General features: G+C 40.9%; 10 protein-coding genes. 5 read left to right on the forward strand and 5 right to left on the reverse strand.

The genetic code is table 11. From position 1 onward, the window contains the following. The 3 genes from PN447_RS03170 to PN447_RS03180 all read left to right on the forward strand — a co-directional run. Positions 1-418 (forward strand): IS630 family transposase (locus PN447_RS03170; protein ID WP_271760758.1); only part of this gene is annotated, 418 nt, incomplete at its 5' end. A gap of 386 nt (positions 419-804) precedes the next feature. Further along, the gene (locus PN447_RS03175) at positions 805-3477 is read left to right on the forward strand and encodes a PD-(D/E)XK nuclease family protein (protein WP_271760760.1); all 2673 of its coding nucleotides are present in this window, start codon (positions 805-807) and stop codon (positions 3475-3477) included. Further along, positions 3474-6692, forward strand: coding sequence for a UvrD-helicase domain-containing protein (locus PN447_RS03180; protein ID WP_271760762.1), 3219 nt, complete (start codon positions 3474-3476; stop codon positions 6690-6692). Before PN447_RS03175 ends, PN447_RS03180 begins: the two co-directional genes overlap by 4 nt. A 47-nt stretch (positions 6693-6739) precedes the next feature. Here the strand turns inward: PN447_RS03180 and PN447_RS03185 are convergent, their stop codons facing one another. The 3 genes from PN447_RS03185 to PN447_RS03195 form a co-directional block, all read right to left on the reverse strand. Continuing rightward, the gene (locus PN447_RS03185) at positions 6740-10165 is read right to left on the reverse strand and encodes a helicase-related protein (protein WP_271760764.1); all 3426 of its coding nucleotides are present in this window, start codon (positions 10163-10165) and stop codon (positions 6740-6742) included. A gap of 103 nt (positions 10166-10268) precedes the next feature. Beyond that, on the reverse strand, positions 10269-10637 hold the full coding sequence (locus PN447_RS03190) for a four helix bundle protein (RefSeq protein ID WP_271760768.1): 369 nt from the start codon (positions 10635-10637) through the stop codon (positions 10269-10271). 70 nt (positions 10638-10707) lie between these two features. Then, positions 10708-11712, reverse strand: coding sequence for a type II toxin-antitoxin system HicA family toxin (locus PN447_RS03195; protein ID WP_271760770.1), 1005 nt, complete (start codon positions 11710-11712; stop codon positions 10708-10710). Positions 11713-11738: 26 nt separating this feature from the next. On the opposite strand from PN447_RS03195, the gene PN447_RS03200 reads away from it, so the two are divergent. Further along, positions 11739-11930: a hypothetical protein gene (locus PN447_RS03200; RefSeq protein ID WP_271760772.1), complete on the forward strand. Its 192-nt coding sequence runs from the start codon at positions 11739-11741 to the stop codon at positions 11928-11930. 95 nt (positions 11931-12025) lie between these two features. Here PN447_RS03200 and PN447_RS03205 read toward each other — a convergent pair whose 3' ends face one another. Both PN447_RS03205 and PN447_RS03210 read right to left on the reverse strand, forming a co-directional pair. Further along, positions 12026-15175: a four helix bundle protein gene (locus tag PN447_RS03205; RefSeq protein WP_271760774.1), complete on the reverse strand. Its 3150-nt coding sequence runs from the start codon at positions 15173-15175 to the stop codon at positions 12026-12028. 190 nt (positions 15176-15365) lie between these two features. Beyond that, positions 15366-15797 (reverse strand): DUF7680 family protein, encoded by a 432-nt coding sequence (locus tag PN447_RS03210; protein ID WP_271760776.1) that lies wholly within the window; start codon positions 15795-15797, stop codon positions 15366-15368. A gap of 417 nt (positions 15798-16214) precedes the next feature. On the opposite strand from PN447_RS03210, the gene PN447_RS03215 reads away from it, so the two are divergent. Next, positions 16215-18569 (forward strand): arylsulfatase, encoded by a 2355-nt coding sequence (locus PN447_RS03215; RefSeq protein WP_271760778.1) that lies wholly within the window; start codon positions 16215-16217, stop codon positions 18567-18569. Positions 18570-19028 lie beyond the last annotated feature (459 nt).

Genomic DNA, 19028 nt, shown 5'->3' on the forward strand with positions numbered 1-19028 from the left:
GTATGATTACGGTTGGAACTCAAAAGGACAGCGCTTCCATGCACTTAAATCAGGTCGTCGTGAAGGTCGGGTGAACATAATTGCCGCGCTGTGTAACCATCAGCTGATAGCTCCTTTCACTGTCGAGGGTGCGTGTAATCGAATAGTATTTGAGACCTGGCTTGAAGCTTGTTTGCTTCCCACACTCAAACCGGGACAGGTTGTGGTGATGGATAATGCTACATTTCATAAAGGTGGGCGCATTCAACAACTGATTGAGTACGCAGGGTGTGAAGTGTTATACCTACCACCTTATTCTCCAGACCTGAATCAGATTGAAAAATGTTGGTCTTGGTTAAAAAGTCGAATCCGCAAAAAACTTGAGCAGTTTGATTCTTTACGAGATGCCATTGAGGATGTCTTGCTTTTTGCGTCCTAACCACCTTGGCGGTTGCTATAACAGATACTACGGCAAAAGTAAGCTCTTTGAACATCAGTAAATCATACTAGTGTATTAGTAATATAAGTAATAAACGTAATAATACAAGTAAGTTTTTTTTACTAAAAATATGAATGATTTTCGGAAATCCTCTGAGATTTTTTTGTCATAATTTTAAACTCTCCATCATACTGACATCTTTGTATTCTGGCAATAATGTTTACTTTAGTAACTTTTGCATCTATCTAAATATAGATTTAAATCATTCTTATTTGAAGCAAAAATAATAATAATAATTTTGTGTGTTTATCTATATAGATACTTAGATGATATATTCATTTTAAGATTGAATTTTATGCAATTGTTTACACACTGGGTGACTTAATATGACCACATTACTTCCCAACACAGAAATAGAAACCTATGGGTTATGGTGGGAATTGGTAAAAACTGATATAAGTATTAAGGAATCAGTAGTAAACAATCACAATTTAAGAGTGATTACACCAACGCCACAAGCAGCAAGAGCTTTAAAAGTACCACACCATAGCTTGGAAAAATTGGCGCAACACAGGTTGAAACAAAAAGATATCCGATGTGTTCCTACAGTAATGGCATCACGTTGGTTAAAAACAGTAGTAAGTGAAATTATACCAACTGCAGATACTGAGGGAACTACGCGAGCGATTACTCCTGCTCTCCAAGCCATCCTACGTGCTGGAGTAGATTTGGAACAGTTAGCTACTGTTAGTAGTCATCGTATAAAACAACTAGCTGAGTTAGCAGTTACCTATATAGACTTACTAAAATCACATGGAGTGGTAGACCCAGCATCTATGCTTTGGGAGGCGAGTAGGATTGTCACTGAGCGGGAACAACTGCTGATTTATGGTTACTTCCAGCCACGGGTTGATCAGCTAAACTTTCTGAATGCGATCGCCGATTATGGCAGCATAATCATCTTACCATGCCCAAATGCTGCGCTTTTCCAAGAAAACCGGGCAGCAATCAATTGGTTACAAGAACAAGGCTGGAAAATACGAAAATATAGAGGAAAAAGCCAAATTTTGGGTGAAAACCTCACAGAATGCTTTTTCCGCAGTACAAATCCTCCCCTGGGTGTAAAAGCTCACATTTATCCTCACATGGAAGCAGAAGTTAGAGGGGTACTTACTCAAGTCAAAAGTTTACTTGATCAGGGAATACGGGCGAATGAAATTGTTGTGGTAGCGCGGGATGACGCTTTTTATGGTCCTATTGTCTTAGATATTGCTCACGAATACAATCTACCTATACGTGCATTATATGCAGTGCCGCTAATTGAAACTAGGCTGGGAGCCTGGATACAATTACTACTAGAGGTTATTCAAAAACAATTTCCCTTTGAGTCTACAGCCAAACTATTGAGTCATCCCTTATGTTCTGGTTTATCTGCGGAAATTTGGGTTCGAGCCCGTCAGCAACACCCCTGTAATCTCTTTTCGTGGCAGAAGTTGGGTGTTAATCTTTCCTTTCTAGACTGGCCACTACAAGACAAACGCGCTAATTGGGTGGAACGATTACAAGATGTTCTCAATAAATTTAATGTGCGCCAACATAGCGGCCGCTGGGTAAGAGAAATTGTTGCTTACTATCAACTGCAAGCAGGGTTAGTAGAACTATCAAAACCTGAAGAGGAAATTATCAGCCTGGAAGAATTTACTCAGGATATCATCAGTAGTTTGACAATACTAACAGTGCCGGCTCAACCCGGTAGAGGTGGCGTAGAATTACATACCCCCCTATCGGTTTTTGGTGCTAAATTTGAATATGTTTTTGTGTTGGGAGCGATCGAAGGTATATTACCAACTCCTGTACGGGATGACCCGATGCTTGATTTTTATGAGCGCAAACATCTACAGCAGTTGGGCTTTAATTTGGAAGATGCTGCTCAAGCGGCACGAAGGGAAGCAATTTCATTTTACGCATTGCTACAAATTCCTAACCAGCAATTAATTTTTTCTTATCCTGAAATGATGGGTTCTCAGCCATCTCTACCTAGTCCATACCTAGCAAGGTTGGGTTTAAAATCTAGTGTACCTCCAGCTTTACCAATTGCCAGTTTAGAAGCAGCACGAAGGATTCTTCTCAGACACGACAGTTCATTAGAAGATCATGTCTTACCCTATGCTATCCATGCTTGGACAGTAGAAAAAAGACGAGAAGGAAACCAACCCTATGATGAATACGATGGGGTAGTTAATCTTCATTTAGACCCTCAAATTATAGTTTTTAGTGCATCGCAGTTAACAACTTTAGGTCAATGTTCTTTTAAATGGTTTGCTCATAAAGTGCTAAGGCTGGCACAAATGGAAGAAGCAGCAGATGAACTTATTCCTAGTTTAAAAGGGAACCTTTATCACCGCAGTTTAGAGTTGGTTTTAGCCAAACTGTTAAACGCTGTTGATATTACCAAGCCTAGCTTAGAGGAACTGGAAATAGCATTTATGGAAGCAGAGAAAGATTTACAATTAGCTCCTATTCCGGCTTGGGAATCTCGCAGGGCTGAACATATCAAAGTTTTAAATCGGACTTTGCAGCACTCAGACTTTCTCCCATCAGATGTAGAAGTAGTAAGCTTAGAAAAGCGATTTACTGGTGATTGGTATGGACTAAAAGTAACTGGAATAATTGATAGAATTGATCGCACTCCTGAAGGGTTGGTTTTATTAGATTACAAAACGGGTTATAAAAAACCTGCGGGTATTAAAGATAAGGATGACAAAACTAATATAGATATTCAAATGCAATTATACACCCATATTGTTAGTACAGTTTTATTTCCTGATGAACCGATAAAGGAGGCTAATTACTATTTGCTCACTAAGCGTAAGAAGATAAGATTAGAGCCACTTAGTGAGGAAGAACAACAACAAATAGCAGCAAAAATAAAAACTGATTTAGCAACAGGATATTACCCTGTTAAGCCGGATGTTGATCAAAATGCTTGTCACTTCTGTGCCTATGATTTAGTTTGCCGCAAAGGTACTCGCCAAAGCCGGAAAGGGGGTATAGTATGACTCTGACTCCTGAACAACAAGCAGCAGTTTATGCTGATGGTAGCGTTGCAGTTATAGCTGGAGCTGGAACTGGGAAAACCCATATGTTAGCTGAACGCTACCTTTATCATTTACGGGAGGGGAAACTTTCACCTTTGGAGGTAGTAGCTGTTACATTTACCGATAAAGCAGCAGCAGAATTGCGATCGCGCATTCGTTCATCGGTTAATCAACAATTACCGGATAGTTATGATTTACTAGCAGAACTAGAAGCAGCCCAAATCACCACCATCCACGCTTTAGCTGTGCGGATTTGTCGGGAACATGCTTTTACTGCTGATGTACCGCCTGATTTTACGGTTTTAGATGAACTGGAAGGGGCGCTTTTATCTAACCAGTGGTTAAATGAAGCTTTAGATACACTACCCGCAGATATTTATAAGCAAGTACCTTTTTCTTTAATGTCCAAAGTCTTGCCAGTATTACTGAAAGACCCCATCACTGCTAAACAAGCTTTGGAGCAGAGTACAGAACACTGGCAACAATTGGCACAAGATTTACAAGAAAAAGCTCTCAAGGAGTTACTAGGCGATCCAATTTGGCACTCAGCACGGGATACCCTACAAACTTATGTGGGAAAAGCAAGCGATCGCCTGGAAGCAGAAGCTCGTCAACCGGCGATTCAAGCAATAGGGGAAATAGAACTATCAGAGAATATTAAACCAGCCTTGTCAGTGATATCTGGGCTAAAAATCAATGTTGGTAGTAATAAGAATTGGCCACAAGGAGCTTTACCAATAGTCAAGGAAGCCATTAAAGAACTGCGAGAAATAGTCAAAAATAGCTTAAAAGCAGGTTTAATCACTTTAGAAATCGGTATTGCTGATGAACAATTAGCGGCAATGTTACCAGCACTAAGAGAAGCTTTTAGATTTGTCCAAGACCATATTAACCACACAAAACGCCGCGCTCGTTTGTTGGACTTTGCAGATATCGAAGTTCATGCTCTGTTGGCTTTGCAAGATCAGCAGGTGCAAAACTATTATGCCCAAAGATGGAAAGCTTTTTTAGTCGATGAATTTCAAGATACGAATCCTGTTCAGTCAAAAATTTTAGAGTTGTTGACCTTAAGCACCCAGGTAACAATTGTTGGTGATGTTAAACAATCAATCTACGGTTTCCGTCGTGCTGATGTTGAAGTTTTTCAAACTTGGCGCGATCGCATTTGTAATCTTGATGGTAATGAAGTCACTCTTGATACCAGCTTTCGCACCCATGAACCATTAGTACAAAATATTAATCGCATATTTGCACCTCTCCTGAATACATTACACCAAAACTTGCAAGGTTATAGAACTGTACCCCCTAACACTAACCCACCCATCCAGGTTTTTGCCCTACAACAAGTAGAATCAAAAATCAATAAACCCCTACGTCAGAGGGTAGAAGCTAGACATATTGCCAAGTTGCTCAAAGATATGCTAGACCAACAAACTTTGATTCATGATCACAAAACCGGTAACTTGCGCCCGATAGTAGCAACAGATATTGCCATTTTATCCCGAACTTGGGAACCACTAGAAAATTATGGCGAAGCATTGGAAAGCGAGGGAATCCCCACAGCTTTAGCCGGTGGTGGTAACTTATTGGCTACCAGGGAAGCTAAAGATGCTTGGGCATTATTGCAGTTTTTAGCCGATCCGAGTGATGATTTAGCCTTGGTAGCCGTGCTGCGTAGTCCCTTTTTTGCAGTCAGCGATCGCCCATTATTTACCTTTGCTCAACAACTACAATCAACAACAGAGGATAACCAAGAAAAAAGCCAACCCAAAATTCATTGGTGGCAAAAACTTAAAACCACAGATATTCCCGAATTTAGCCGACCTGTACAAGTTTTGCAACAACTATTGCGCGATCGCAACTTGCAACCTCCCACTCGCCTACTCCAACTAGCAGACAAATTGACAGGTTACACCGCCGTCATTACCAACTTACCAGGTGCAAATAGAAGGGAAGCTGACTGGCGTGGCTTTATGGATTTCATACGCAAACTAGAACATGGTCATCATGACGTTTTCACTGTAGTCCGTCGCTTGAAACAATTAGCTATTGCTGAAGTAAAAATACCCCGGTTACCATTATCCACCAATGATGCAGTAGCATTAATGACTATCCATGCAGCCAAAGGTTTAGAGTGGCCTGTAGTTGTAGTTCCTGACTTAACTCGCTCACAACCAAACGGGAGTGAAAGTATCTATTTTGACTCTCAAGATGGTGTAGCCTTGAAACTGGAAGATGAGGAAGATGAGGTATTAAAACCAGTACTTTATAGATGGTTAGAATATCAGCAGCAGCAACGAGAGCAATCCGAAGTCTTACGAGTCCTGTATGTAGCATTGACCCGCGCCCGTGACCAAATAATTCTCACCGCCGCAGATGAAAAAGGAGGGGGGTTAGCTAAATTGCAACCTGGATTAGAAGCAGCGGGAATTAGTATAGAACCGATAATTTTTGACTCAGAATTAGCTCAACCTCCTATTCTCCCAGAACCCCCCTTACCACCACCACCTCAACGCCTGTTGCTTAATTCTATTGGTTCAGGTTTATTTGAATTACCTGTTACTGCTCTGAGTGATTACGCCCAATGTCCCCAAAAATTTTATTACCGCTTTATCCAAGGACATCCAGGTATAGCTCACGGAATAGGTACGGGAAGACGGATAGGAACTTTAACACATATCGCCCTAGAAAATAAAATCCGTGACCTAGAAAAACTAGCTCGTTTTGATGTGGATCTAGAGCGAGAATCTGTAGCAGAAGCTTTACAACTCGCTCAGAGATTTGATGAGGTGGAAACTTTCGCCCCTTTTCGCCAAGCTAATACTCAATGGGAAGTCCCAGTTACCTTAAATATAAAACGACTAACACTCAATGGCATTATTGATTTATTAGGAGCAGATTGGGTACTAGACTTCAAAACCGATCGCCAAATCAATCCACAACACCATCGGTTTCAACTTTGGGCTTATGCACAAGCTAAAGGACGAACAACAGCCCACATAGCTTACTTGCGTCATAATTATTTATACACCTTTAACCCTGAGGATTTACAAACTACTGCCCAAGATGCGGAAATATTAATAGAGAGGATTTTGGCTGGTGATTATTCCGCTGTACCAACCCCTAACAATTGTAATTTTTGTCCTTATGCTGAAATTTGTGAACACCGCCTTTAGTGGTATCAAAACATAGTGGGAGCCTGAGAACCCCTACCAGTCAACAGTCAACAGTCAACAGTCAACAACTCTGTAAATAAAGGTTCTCCCACAGTCATCAACCTCAGAGAAGGCATTTTATCAAACACCTCTGGATAAAAAGTAACCATGTATTGTTTATTTTGATAGGTAAGTAACCAAATTTTCTCTTCTTGGCGCTCAAACATCACCCCAGCAGATTTGAGAATTGTAGAGGAGGTAAATAAATCCTCAATAGTTTCTGGAGTCATGGGAGTAGGTGGAATAGGTTCTTTAATTTCTGCCAAATCAGCATCCAGATCCATAATGATCATTGTTTCGATGTCTGAACGAATAGGTGTGTCTAATGTCAAATCAAATTCCGACATCAAAACGTCTTCCTCTTCTGGGTCAGCACTCATTGCAGCTTGTTCAATGAACGTAGGAACCTGAGCTAAAATTGGTTGCAGATTACCCACCACATTAGCAAAGGCGTTAATTCTATCCCGTAGTTTTCTATAAACCTTCGCTTCCACAGTGCCATCATAGTAAAAATTATGGATTCTTACAGTAGGATATCTCTGTCCAATCCGGTCAATTCTACCGATACGCTGTTCCACCCGCATAGGGTTCCAAGGCATATCATAATTAATTAACACACCACAATTTTGTAAATTTAAACCTTCTGAGGCTGATTCAGTACACAGAAGAATCTTAATTTCATCTTGGCAAAATCGGCTTTTAATTTTTTCCTTGGGAACTAAAGACCAGGTTGGTTGACTGTTAACGGTTGACGGTTGGTGGGTGACGGGTGACGGTCGGTGAGCGGAGTCGAACCGTTGACTGTTGGTGGTTAAGATTTCCCCACCGCGACCAGAGTAACAAGCTACTTGGCTACCATATAATTCTTGGAGAGTATTTCGCAGATAATCCATTGTGTCAGTATACTGCGTAAACACTATTACACTTTCTCTTTGCGTTAATTCTTGACGTAAAACTTCAATAAACCGAGAAAGTTTAGTATCTTCCCCTGTGTTTTGAAACTGGGTTAATAAATCTTCCAAGTATTGAATTTCCTGGGGGTCTACCGGTTCAAAGAAAGATTCTAACCCAGCAATCACTGCATCATCTGCATTATCTACATCTAATAAATCATCATCACTAAAAACGCTTCCTTGTTGAGTTAACAAATAATCTAAACGCCGTTGTAAAGATGATTTGACTGCATAAAATGAACTCGTGAGGCGCTTGCGGTAAAGGGTCATCAAAAAACCTAAACAGGAACGCTGCTCTTTTTGTGCTAGTCGATAAAAATGACGGACATAATCGCTCACAGCAACATAAAGCGGTACTTCCCGTTTTGCTTCCAGAGTAATGGCGTTATCTTGCACAACTCTAGTAGGAATATCCTTTTTTAGTAATCCCCTTTGATAGTATTGTCTGAGAGTTTCGCGAGTGTGGCGAAACATTAAATCTTTTAAAGGAGTGTTTACAGTCAAGTATTGACGTGAGGTATTGATAAACTCTTCATCCCCTAACAGTTGTTTGTGATTAGAGATTTTTTTACCCCTTTGCCAAATATCCTGTAATTTATAAGCTAGGATGCGATTAACTCCATTACCTCCAGAGCGATCGCTTTTGGTCAAAAACTGTTCTAATCTAGAGCAGGGTTGACCACCACCCCGAAAATAATCTGTAGACATTAATTGCCAAAAATTCATCACTTTGGGACTAACAGCATCTTGTAGAGAGGCGAAATAATCGCAAAAGTTATCGCCATAACTCCAATGTCCCCCTAGTCCTAGCAAGTTTAATAAATCAAAAACCTCTATAGCGTCAATTTGCATAGGAGTTGCTGACAGGAGAATCAGAGATTTAGTTTTCTCCTTGAGCTGTACCATTAATTCCAACAAGCGATTAGGGGTTTCCTTATGGTCTTGGGGACTTTTGCGCCGTGCGTGGTGAGCTTCATCTAATACTACTAAATCCCATGGTTCGGCTTCTAGTAGCTGGTGCATTCTTTCAGTCCTCCGCACTAAATGGGAAGAAGCAAGGATTAAATCTTGGGTATTCCAGGGATTGGTTGAGGGTTGACTGGTGACTGTTGACGGTGGTCGGTGAGCGGAGTCGAACCGTTGACGGTTGATGGGTGACGGGTGACTGTTGACGGTTGACTGTTGACTGTTGACGGTTGATGGTTGAGTGTATTTTTCGGTTAACAGTGAACTGTCAACGGTGAACGCATTTTGTGTATAACTCCAAAAATGTAGATTAAATTTTTCCCTTAGTTCTTCTTGCCATTGGGGTTGAACGCTAGCAGGTGCTAAAATTAGTACTCGCTTCACTTGTTTAGACAACAGCAAATAGCGCAAAATTAAACCCGTCTCAATTGTTTTACCTAAACCAACTTCGTCAGCAATCAGAAAACTTTGGGGAAAATTTTTAGCAACACGACGCAGGATTTTAATTTGGTGTGGCCAAGGTTCAATAGGAATTGATTTTAAACAAAAATCTAAACAGCCAGGGTGTTCATGAATATTGGTAAGTTGAGTAAATGCTAACTTTTCTTGTTCACGGTTGACGGTTGACTGTGGTCGGTGAGCGGAGTCGAACCGTTGACTGTTGACGGTTGACGGTGGTCGGTGAGCGGAGTCGAACCGTTGACTGTTGACGGTTGACGGGGGATCGGGAATGGGGGATGGGGGACTGTCAACATTATTAATTGGTCGAGTATCAAATTCAGTCTGGATATTCCAATTAGGTTTAGTAGCAGGTGCGTAACGTAACAGCTTCTGTTGTACCGCTTCGGGAACTTCAAAAACTCTCACATTAGGCGATATATCATACCAAATTTGCTCAAACCTACTTACCTCCTCTTCCACCCTGTCTAATTCTCTTCCTCCTTCCCATGAACAATAAACATGGAAGGATTCTATATTTCTTTCCCACCCACCGATAGATTCATTATTAGAACCATTAAAGGCTAACCTATCGCCATTGCTATCAGTAAAAATACCGACTTTTTCGTGAAAGATATGCTGTGGGTCTAGTTGCTGTATACTATCTTCTGGTAATCCGTTTTCTTGAAGAGGAATCGCAATCTTAATATCAAGATATTGATTTTGAATTAACCAACTGAGAATTTCTAGATGTTTAAGTTCAGCAAAACTTGCTGGTGGTTGTAAATCAGCATCTAAACGACTGAGTAAAGCATCTCGTAGTTCATATCCCCGTTGAATCGCTTGTAAATCTTGGGGACTGAACTGACAACCCATAATTAAGCGTATCTTCCCCTCATTGTGCAGCATTGCACCCAAACCACGCGCCACTTTACTCAAAATTGCACTGCTGAAAAAACCTGCTTTGCGGTCATATTGGATAGTACACTCTAGAGCAGGAATATAAAAATCAGCAATAGTATTATGAGTATTGCTGGTATAGCTAATCTTCCAGGGGTGGTCACGCAGGTATTTCATGACGGTTGACGGGTGAGGGGTGACGGTTGACGGTTGACTGTTGACTGTTGACTGTTGACTGTTGACTGTTGATGGTTGACTGGTGACTGGTGACGGTTGACGGTTAACTGTTGACTGATTTATTTTTAAGTGAATTTAGGTATGCGTTTAATTTTGGTGATAATTCATCAATAATTGGTTTTATTTTATCTACATCTTCTTGGCTTAAAAGGTTTCGTTGGTAAGCAAGTCTTAACCAATGTCTTGTCTCATTTAAAGACCCTCTGGCAATTTTCACAAAACGTTGATTGTCTTGTATGTTGTAACGTCCATTCCCCTCAGCGATATTAGCACCAATACTATCTGTAGATTTTACAATTTGTTTACCAACTGTCTCCTTAGCAAAATAGTCCCATTTTTGTACAATCAACCAAATTTCGTTTGCAAGCTTTTCCGACAACTGGTAAACTTGCAAATTTTGAAAATTTTCCATAGGTGGTGACGGTTGACGGTTGACGGTTGACGGTTGACGGTTGACGGTTGACGGTTGACGGTTGACGGTTTTAAGCGCTTATCACATACTGAATATCTTCTTGAATACTACGAACTACAAAACTAGATAAGCTTCTATGTCGAGGAACTATGGTAGGTTTATTTAATTTAATATGTTGCCAAACTTCATGATTACCACCTTCTCTAACTTTGTAAAATCCTACACTCCTCATTTCTCTTATAATTTCATTTTTTGATTTATGTGAGAATTGAATAATTGATTTGACATCAGTGGTATTTGTAACAACATCTTCAAAATTTAATATAGCATCATTAAATTCATCTTTATATTTATCCGCTATATCCTGTAAAATACGCGCTATACTTTTAGGTGCTGTGAATATTTCCATCGACCTAATTTTTGGCGAATATTGTTTTATGTGGTGTGACTGATCTAATTTACTTTGAATTTCTTCTAAGAGGATGTTTATCGGTATATTGCCATACCTAGACATATCTTTAGTAGCCATAATAATTGACCAATAAAGAGATTTAACATATTCAGTCATATTTTCATCAGATGAATTTGGTATGAGCTTAATTAAATTCTTACTATCTAAGTTAGACCAAAGTAATATAATAGGGAATTGATCAGATGAGATTTCAAAACAAGATGCTGCAATTTCAGCTGCTCTATAGTGATGAGGTCCAAGACTAAAAAGTATAGATAACCATTCATTACTATCGCTCATATATTCTTGAACATCTTCAACTCCTAATTCTACCAGAAAGTTATGTATTCTATTTTTTGCCGGTTCAACTATATTCATAATATGTTTACTATTAAGAATTAAAAAGTTATGGTTAGGAGCATAGGGAAAATAAATATTATGTAATTTTCCAGTTTTGTTATGTAGCCAATTTATTAAATCAGTATCTTCTTGTCTTAATACTGAATCCCATTGATCATTATCTTTATTATGTAAAATCAGTGATGAAGTTTGATTAGAATAGCTCCTCATTTTAGGAATAAAACCCGGTACTGCAAAATAAGAAAAATCTGGCATAGGAAGCATAAGATACCCCGATAATATAAAGTTTATTGATCACCCCTCAACCATCACCCATCACCCGTCAACCGTCAACCGTCAACCGTCAACCGCCAACAGTCAACAGTCAACCACCAACCGTCAACAGCCAACCGTCAACCGTCAACAGTCAACCGTCAACACCCATTAGCCGGGGAATGAATTCCCCGTCTAATAGCACAAGTCCACTAAAAGTGGACTGGTAAGTTATATATAATACTTTAAGCAATGATTGTTAACCCTATTCATAAAGTTATATTTAACAGTCAACCGTCAACAGTCAACCGTCAACAGTCAACAGTCAACAATCAACAGTCAACTCAGTTTGCACATAAACAACCTTAGCTTTAATCTCATCCATAGCTAACCACAAATCTAACAAGGCTTTCTCTTCTAAAATACGTTTCCTTTCATCCCCAATGCGGGGAATCACTTTCAACGCCACCTCAAATGTCCGCATAAATAAATCATTACTCACCAAGCCAGTATTTTTCATAAACCTACGCACCGGTTCAGTATTTCCCTCTTCTAGATACAAAGCGATAATGGCGTGAAGTCCATCTATTAAATATCTGGCTGAAAATTCTGTATCAATTACAGAAAAAGCCCGTTTTTTCAGCCGTTGTTGGGGGGTGAGTAACTTACAGGAACCACTCCCAGAATCTAATAACTTATGTTGTTTGACTAAATCGGAAACATCAAACCCACCCACCGCTAAAGCCAATTGTCTGGCCTCATCAAAGGGAAACTCCCGCGCCTCAAAGGTATCCCAAGCTAAAATGTACCATTGAGTTAAGGGGTCAATTCCATTAAAGTCTTTACCTGCTAATAACTTTTCTAATCGGTATTCCACCACAGCTTGGCGTACTTCTTCAAAAGCTGCTTTAGGTTCTACCACGTTTCCCGCACTATCTAAAATAGAACTGTACTGGGTAAACACCTTTAAAGCACAACCAAAAGCACTTAAACACAAGTTAATCCCAGGGGGTTTAATCCGGCGCTGGGGGTCTGCTACCCTATCAGCAGCAGGGCGAGAATCTGCTGTTAAGCATTCCTCTAACTCCGGGGCTTTTTCAAACACAGTATTCCGTACCTCAGTTCGCACATCATCCCACCAAGCTTGCTCTGCTTTGGGGTCACGTTTACGACATACTAACAGCACGGTGCTAGATACAGCGTTTTTCTGGGCTTGGTGTAAGTTTTGCGGATTTTCTGTACTCACAGCCCAAGATGCGGTAATTTCAAACCCAGCAGTAATCAGAGATTTAGCTAAGACATCCCACGCGCCGGAGTCTTTGTGGTTAAATTGTACTGTCATGACCCCGTCTTCCCGGAGGACGCGGTGGTATTCAGCGAAGGCCATGGACATTTTTGCTTCATAGTCCTGGTTAGCCAGTTCTTCCGGGGATACCCCCATATTACGGAAGCGGGAAGGGTTAGCCACGGCTTCCCGGTCTTTGTCTGTAAGTTCTAAGTAAAATAATTCCGGGAAGATATCCCCCAAGGTGCGTTTTAGCCAGATATAGAAGAAGTCAGAAATTTCGGCGTATTGAATTGTGGCATAATAGGGGGGGTCGGTGATGATTGCATCAACTGAGTTATCAGGGATATGTGTTAGGTTATCCGCTGAGGCTGAGTCAATTTGAATAAGTTTAGGGTCTTGTTGTTGGAATCCTGGGATGGTTGTTGATGGGGTTAATAATGCACACAGGTTTTTATAGTCTGATGTAAAGACATCGGCACACCAAAACCATAATTCACCAGCACCGTTTTTTTCTGGATAATTCCACATTAAATTGAGTGCGTGTTGTGATGAAGCGCCTTCAGAACCAGATCTAGGAGGATTCCAACGTCCTAACCTACAATTTTCATCAACGCATCTATCTAATACCAAAGCTAAATAAGTTGAAATTGCTTGTGCTTTCTCCCATTCCTGCTCAACTTGCATTAGTGCTTTGGCTTCGTTGATAATTTCAACGTAGGTAACCAGGGTTAAAAGTTGACGGGGGTTAAATAATTTTGACCAATTATCAATTCCCATGGGAAATAATCTTTCTGTTTCTTGACCATGAGGTACATCAACTATAGGTAAAATATTTTGTAATTCTTCAAAATTGTATTTTAAATATTTGTCAGATTTAATAATTCCTTCAATATCTAAATCACTAATACCCCTAAATTCTAAACTTCCTTCACCTTTTTTATAAGCAATCCCATACAATTGATAACCTAAACCACCTGATTGAGCTTGTGATTTAATAACATCATCCTCAATCACACTCCCACAATTAGGGCATTTACCCACACCCCTACTAATGGTGGTTGTGGTATCAGGGTCATATTCCCCATCATCAGTTTCAATAGTTGTCCCCTTACCCTTCTTACCCTTAACCAATTTAAAATCAACCCGTTTCTGCTCAGGATTAGGAATTGGCTTTACTGCATACCAATCACTTGTAACCTTTCTAGCTTGTCCTTTACCTGCATAATTGCTAGTTTTACTTAACCACCAATTAGGACTTAAAGGAACAACAGATTCACAATGTGGACAAACAACGGTATGCGCCCATAAATAATTTTGTACCTTTTCCCCTGGTAAAGAAGGGAAAAACTCAGCCAATCTTTTCTTGGCTTGGTCTCCTACCCATTTCACCCATTTATCAATATCCTGCTGTAAATCGGGTCCAAATTTGAGGGGATATTCCATGGCCGCTTTCATGGTCACCACCGCCACGGAGTTTAAATCAGAAGCTAGGACATTTAACCCATATCTCAATGCTTCAAAGGGGATACTCCCACCCCCAGCAAACGCATCTAATACCGTGGGTGTGCGAGTTCCCCACAGTTTCTCACAGTAATTATGGACTTTCTGAATTTGTGCAGGAGCAGGGGTATTTTTATACAGCCTTACTTCTTTCCCTGGTACTAACCCCAGCAAATCTTTAAATTCATCCATAGTGATATCTGCTGGTAAGATAGAAGCCAAGACACTAGCGCGACTAAAAGATAATGGTTTCCGGGAATACCAGCGATGTAACCCTTTAAATGGATTTCCCCCGTGTTCAAAGTTTACCTGCTCGTTTAATACTTCCACAGGCATCATTTTTTCAATAAATACGGAGGGGCGGTTTTGCATGGTGGGTGACTGTTGACTGTTGACGGTGGTCGGTGAGCGGAGTCGAACCGTTGACGGTTGACGGGTGATTGATTTATTTGTTATTGAATTTAGGTATGGGTTTAGTTTTGGTGATAATTCATCAATAATTGGTTTTATTTTATCTAGATTTTGTTGGTTTAAAAGATTTCTTTGGTAAGCAAGCTGATTTAAAGACTCTCTGGTAATTTTAACAAAACGTTGATTATCTTGCAGGTTGTAACGTCCATTGCCCTCAGCAATATTAACACCAATACTATCTGTAGATTTTACTTTACTAACAAGAGGTGTCACCATCAACACCCATTGGCTGGGGAATGAATTAGGCGTTTAATAGCAAAAGTCCACTAAAAGTGGACTGGTAGGTTACATATAATACTCTAAGTAATGATTGTTAACCCTATTTATAAAGTTATATTTAACACCCGTCAACAGTCAACAGTCAACGGTTCGACTCCGCTCACCGACCACCGTCAACCGTCAACCGTCAACCGTCACCCAATAATACCCTAATGGCCTTCAAAGCCTGACTACGTTTACCGTTACTAATCTTAGCAAACCAGTAGTGGGATTCCTCATAACTCATAGCCCTAATTCCCTGGGAAATATTCGCAATCCGTTCTACTTTAGAGAGGGGTTGCAAAGTCTGAAACAGCAAAGCCAGATTTATCCCTGATTCTTCATTCAAAATATAAGGACTTTGGCGATGATGGCTTAGGGTTTTTGGGTCATAGTTATTCGCTTTTAAACAATCATAAATTGCCTGTTTAACTAATACTAAAGCATTACCCTTTAACCGCCCAATTCGTTTAGCAGATGGGCGCTTTTTTTCTCCAGCTTTTTTATAAGCACATTGATATAACTCCAATGCAAAGTTATTGTTATCTGTGTGAATTACTTTTAGTTGAAATTCTTGCATATTGGGTGACTGTTGACTGTTGACGGTTGACTGTTGACTGTTGACTGTTGACGGTTAACTGTTGACTGATTTACTTTTAAGTGAATTTAGGTATGCGTTTAATTTTGGTGATAATTCATCAATAATTGGTTTTATTTTATCTACATCTTCTTGGCTTATACCAATTCTCCATGAAGATGCACCAAAATAAGAGAAGTAGAATCAGATATATCTGTATGGGAAGTCAGTTGTCAGTGCAGGTCCGTAAGAGTTGTACTGGCTGCTTTCAGATGATCATTTGATTGATTTTCATCGTGACCAATAATACATTAGTTCTATCAGTATGGTAATTGGGGGAATAAATTAACCCCTCTTAAAGAAGATATAGAATTTTGGGGCTTTTGTTAAAAATTAAATATTCTCAAGAATCTCAGATTTATGTCTCTGCGTGAATACAAACCCGCAAATACTTTCCCTGGTGTCATCGGCCGGACAGTTGATAAATCCAGTCCTGCTTGGCCAGAACCTTTGCGGGCAAAAGAAGGTGCATCAAACGTCCTATTTATTGTATTCGATGATACGGGTTTTGGACAATTTGGAAGCTACGGAAGTCCCATCAAAACACCTAACTTAGACGCACTAGCCGCTAATGGCTTACGTTACAACAATTTACATACAACGGCCTTGTGTTCACCCACCCGTTCTTGTCTGCTGACTGGGCGCAATCACCATTCTAACGCCATGTCTTGCATTACAGAAGGTTCTACGGGTTATCCTGGTAGTAATGGAAATATTCCCTTTGAGAATGGGTTTCTTTCAGAGATATTACTCCAGAATGGTTATAACACCTATGCGTTGGGAAAATGGCATTTAACTCCCTCAGACCAAATTTCAGCCGCAGGACCTTATGACCGCTGGCCTCTGGGTCGCGGTTTTGAGCGTTTTTATGGCTTTTTAGGAGGAGAAACCCACCAGTATTATCCAGACTTGGTTTATGATAACCACACCGTTAGGCCAGATAAGACCCCCGCAGAAGGCTATCATTTAACCGAAGACTTAGTAGACAAGGCCATTAGCTTTATCGCTGATGCCAAGCAAATTGCCCCAAATAAGCCGTTTTTCATGTATTTCTGTCCGGGGGCAATGCACGCCCCCCATCATGTCCCAAAAGAATGGGCTGATGCCTACGCCGGACAATTTGATGATGGTTGGGAAGCTTACAGGGAAAAGGTTTTTGCCCGTCAGAGGGAAATGGGGATTATTCCAGCTGATGCCGAACTTTCTCGCCATGATCCCGATGTCCCGCACTGGGATAGTCTCTCAGCAGCAGAAAAACGGCTTTATGCCCGGATGATGGAAGTATATGCTGGTTTTTTAACCCATACTGACTACCATATCGGTCGTTTACTCGATTTCCTTAAATCTATCGGTGAGTTCGAGAATACTGTCATTATAGTGATCTCGGATAATGGCGCAAGTTCGGAAGGGGGACCAACTGGTTCAGTGAATGAGAACCTGTTTTTTAACAATGTGCCAGAATCCTTAGAGGAAAATCTCAAAGCATTGGATAAACTAGGCGGGGCAGAAACTTTTAACCATTATGCTTGGGGCTGGACTTGGGCAGGGAATACGCCTTTCCGGCGTTGGAAACGGGAAACCTATCGGGGGGGAATCAGCGACCCTTTAATTGTGCATTGGACTGAAGGTATTGAGGCGAAAGGGGAAATTCGGACTCAGTACGCTCATGCTATTGACCTTGTGCCAACGGTGCTTGAGTTACTAGAAATTGAACCACCAACAACGATTAAGGGTGTGACTCAATCTCCCATTGAAGGTGTCAGTTTTGCCCATACGTTTAATGATAGTACTGTACCTACGAAGCATATTACCCAATATTTCGAGATGATGGGACATCGTTCTCTTTACTATGATGGTTGGCGGGCAGTATGTCCTTGGCCGGGTCCTTCATTTACAGAAGCGGGGCGGTTTTTTGGTGAAGCGATTTCGGCGGAAACTCTGACGGATTTGGATACTCATCACTGGGAACTGTATCACGTCGCCTCAGATTTTGCGGAAAATCACAATATTGCGGCTGATAATCGCCCTAAGTTAATTGAGATGATTGCTAGTTGGTATGTAGAGGCTGGTAAGTATAATGTGTTGCCTGTGGATGGACGTGGTGTGCAACGATTCGCGGAAGAACGCCCACCAATTGATGTCAATCGTAGCCACTATGTTTACTATCCTGATACTCAAGCGGTTCCCGCGGGCAGTGCGGTGAGGGTGTTAAATCGTCCCCATAGTATTACGGCTGATGTGGAGATTCCCCCAGGTGGTGCAGAAGGAATATTACTGGCTCATGGGGGTAATGATAGTGGCTATTCTTTCTATGTGCAGAATGGCAAACTGCACTGGGTTCATAATTATGTAGGGCGATTCCTTTATCATGTTGAATCTGGGTCATCAGTGTCAGCAGGTCGCCACCAGTTGCGCTTTGAATTTAAAGTCACGGGTCAACCAGATTTAGCCAAGGGAAAAGGAACACCAGGACGCGCCCAACTTTATATTGATGAGAAGTTGGTCGGGCAGATTGATGTACCTGTAACTACTCCTTTAGCGCTAGGTTTGACTAGTGGTGTCACCTGTGGAATTGCCCCTGGTGCGCCTGTAACACCCGATTATGAGCCGCCTTTTAAGTTTACGGGTAAGATTTACTCTGTGACGGTGGATGTTAGTGGCGATTTGATTCAAGCTCGGGAAGCTGAAATGCGGACTATTATGGCGCGACAGTAGCTGTTTATTAGTCAAAATTTATTGGTGTTCCGTTCAAATGCTGATAAATTGTTTCTGGATTAAACCATGTTGGCAATGTTCGCTCAACATCGTCTAAATTATTTCCTTGTTCATCAACTAAACTATACCGGATAACATATTATGTAAAATCAGCGATGAAGTTTGATTAGGATAACTCCTCATTTTAGGAATAAAACCCGATACTGCAAAATAAGAAAAATCTGGCATAAGAAGCATAAGATACCCCGATAATATAAAGTTTATTGGTCACCCGTCACCCATCACCCATCACCCATCACCCATCACCCGTCAACGGTTCGACTCCGCTCACCGACCACCGTCAACAGTCAACGGTTCGACTCCGCTCACCGACCACCGTCACCCGTCAACGGTTCGACTCCGCTCACCGACCACCGTCACCCGTCAACGGTTCGACTCCGCTCACCGACCACCGTCAAC

It is taken from the genome of Anabaena sp. CS-542/02, assembly GCF_028331085.1.
Classification (GTDB): domain Bacteria; phylum Cyanobacteriota; class Cyanobacteriia; order Cyanobacteriales; family Nostocaceae; genus Anabaenopsis; species Anabaenopsis arnoldii.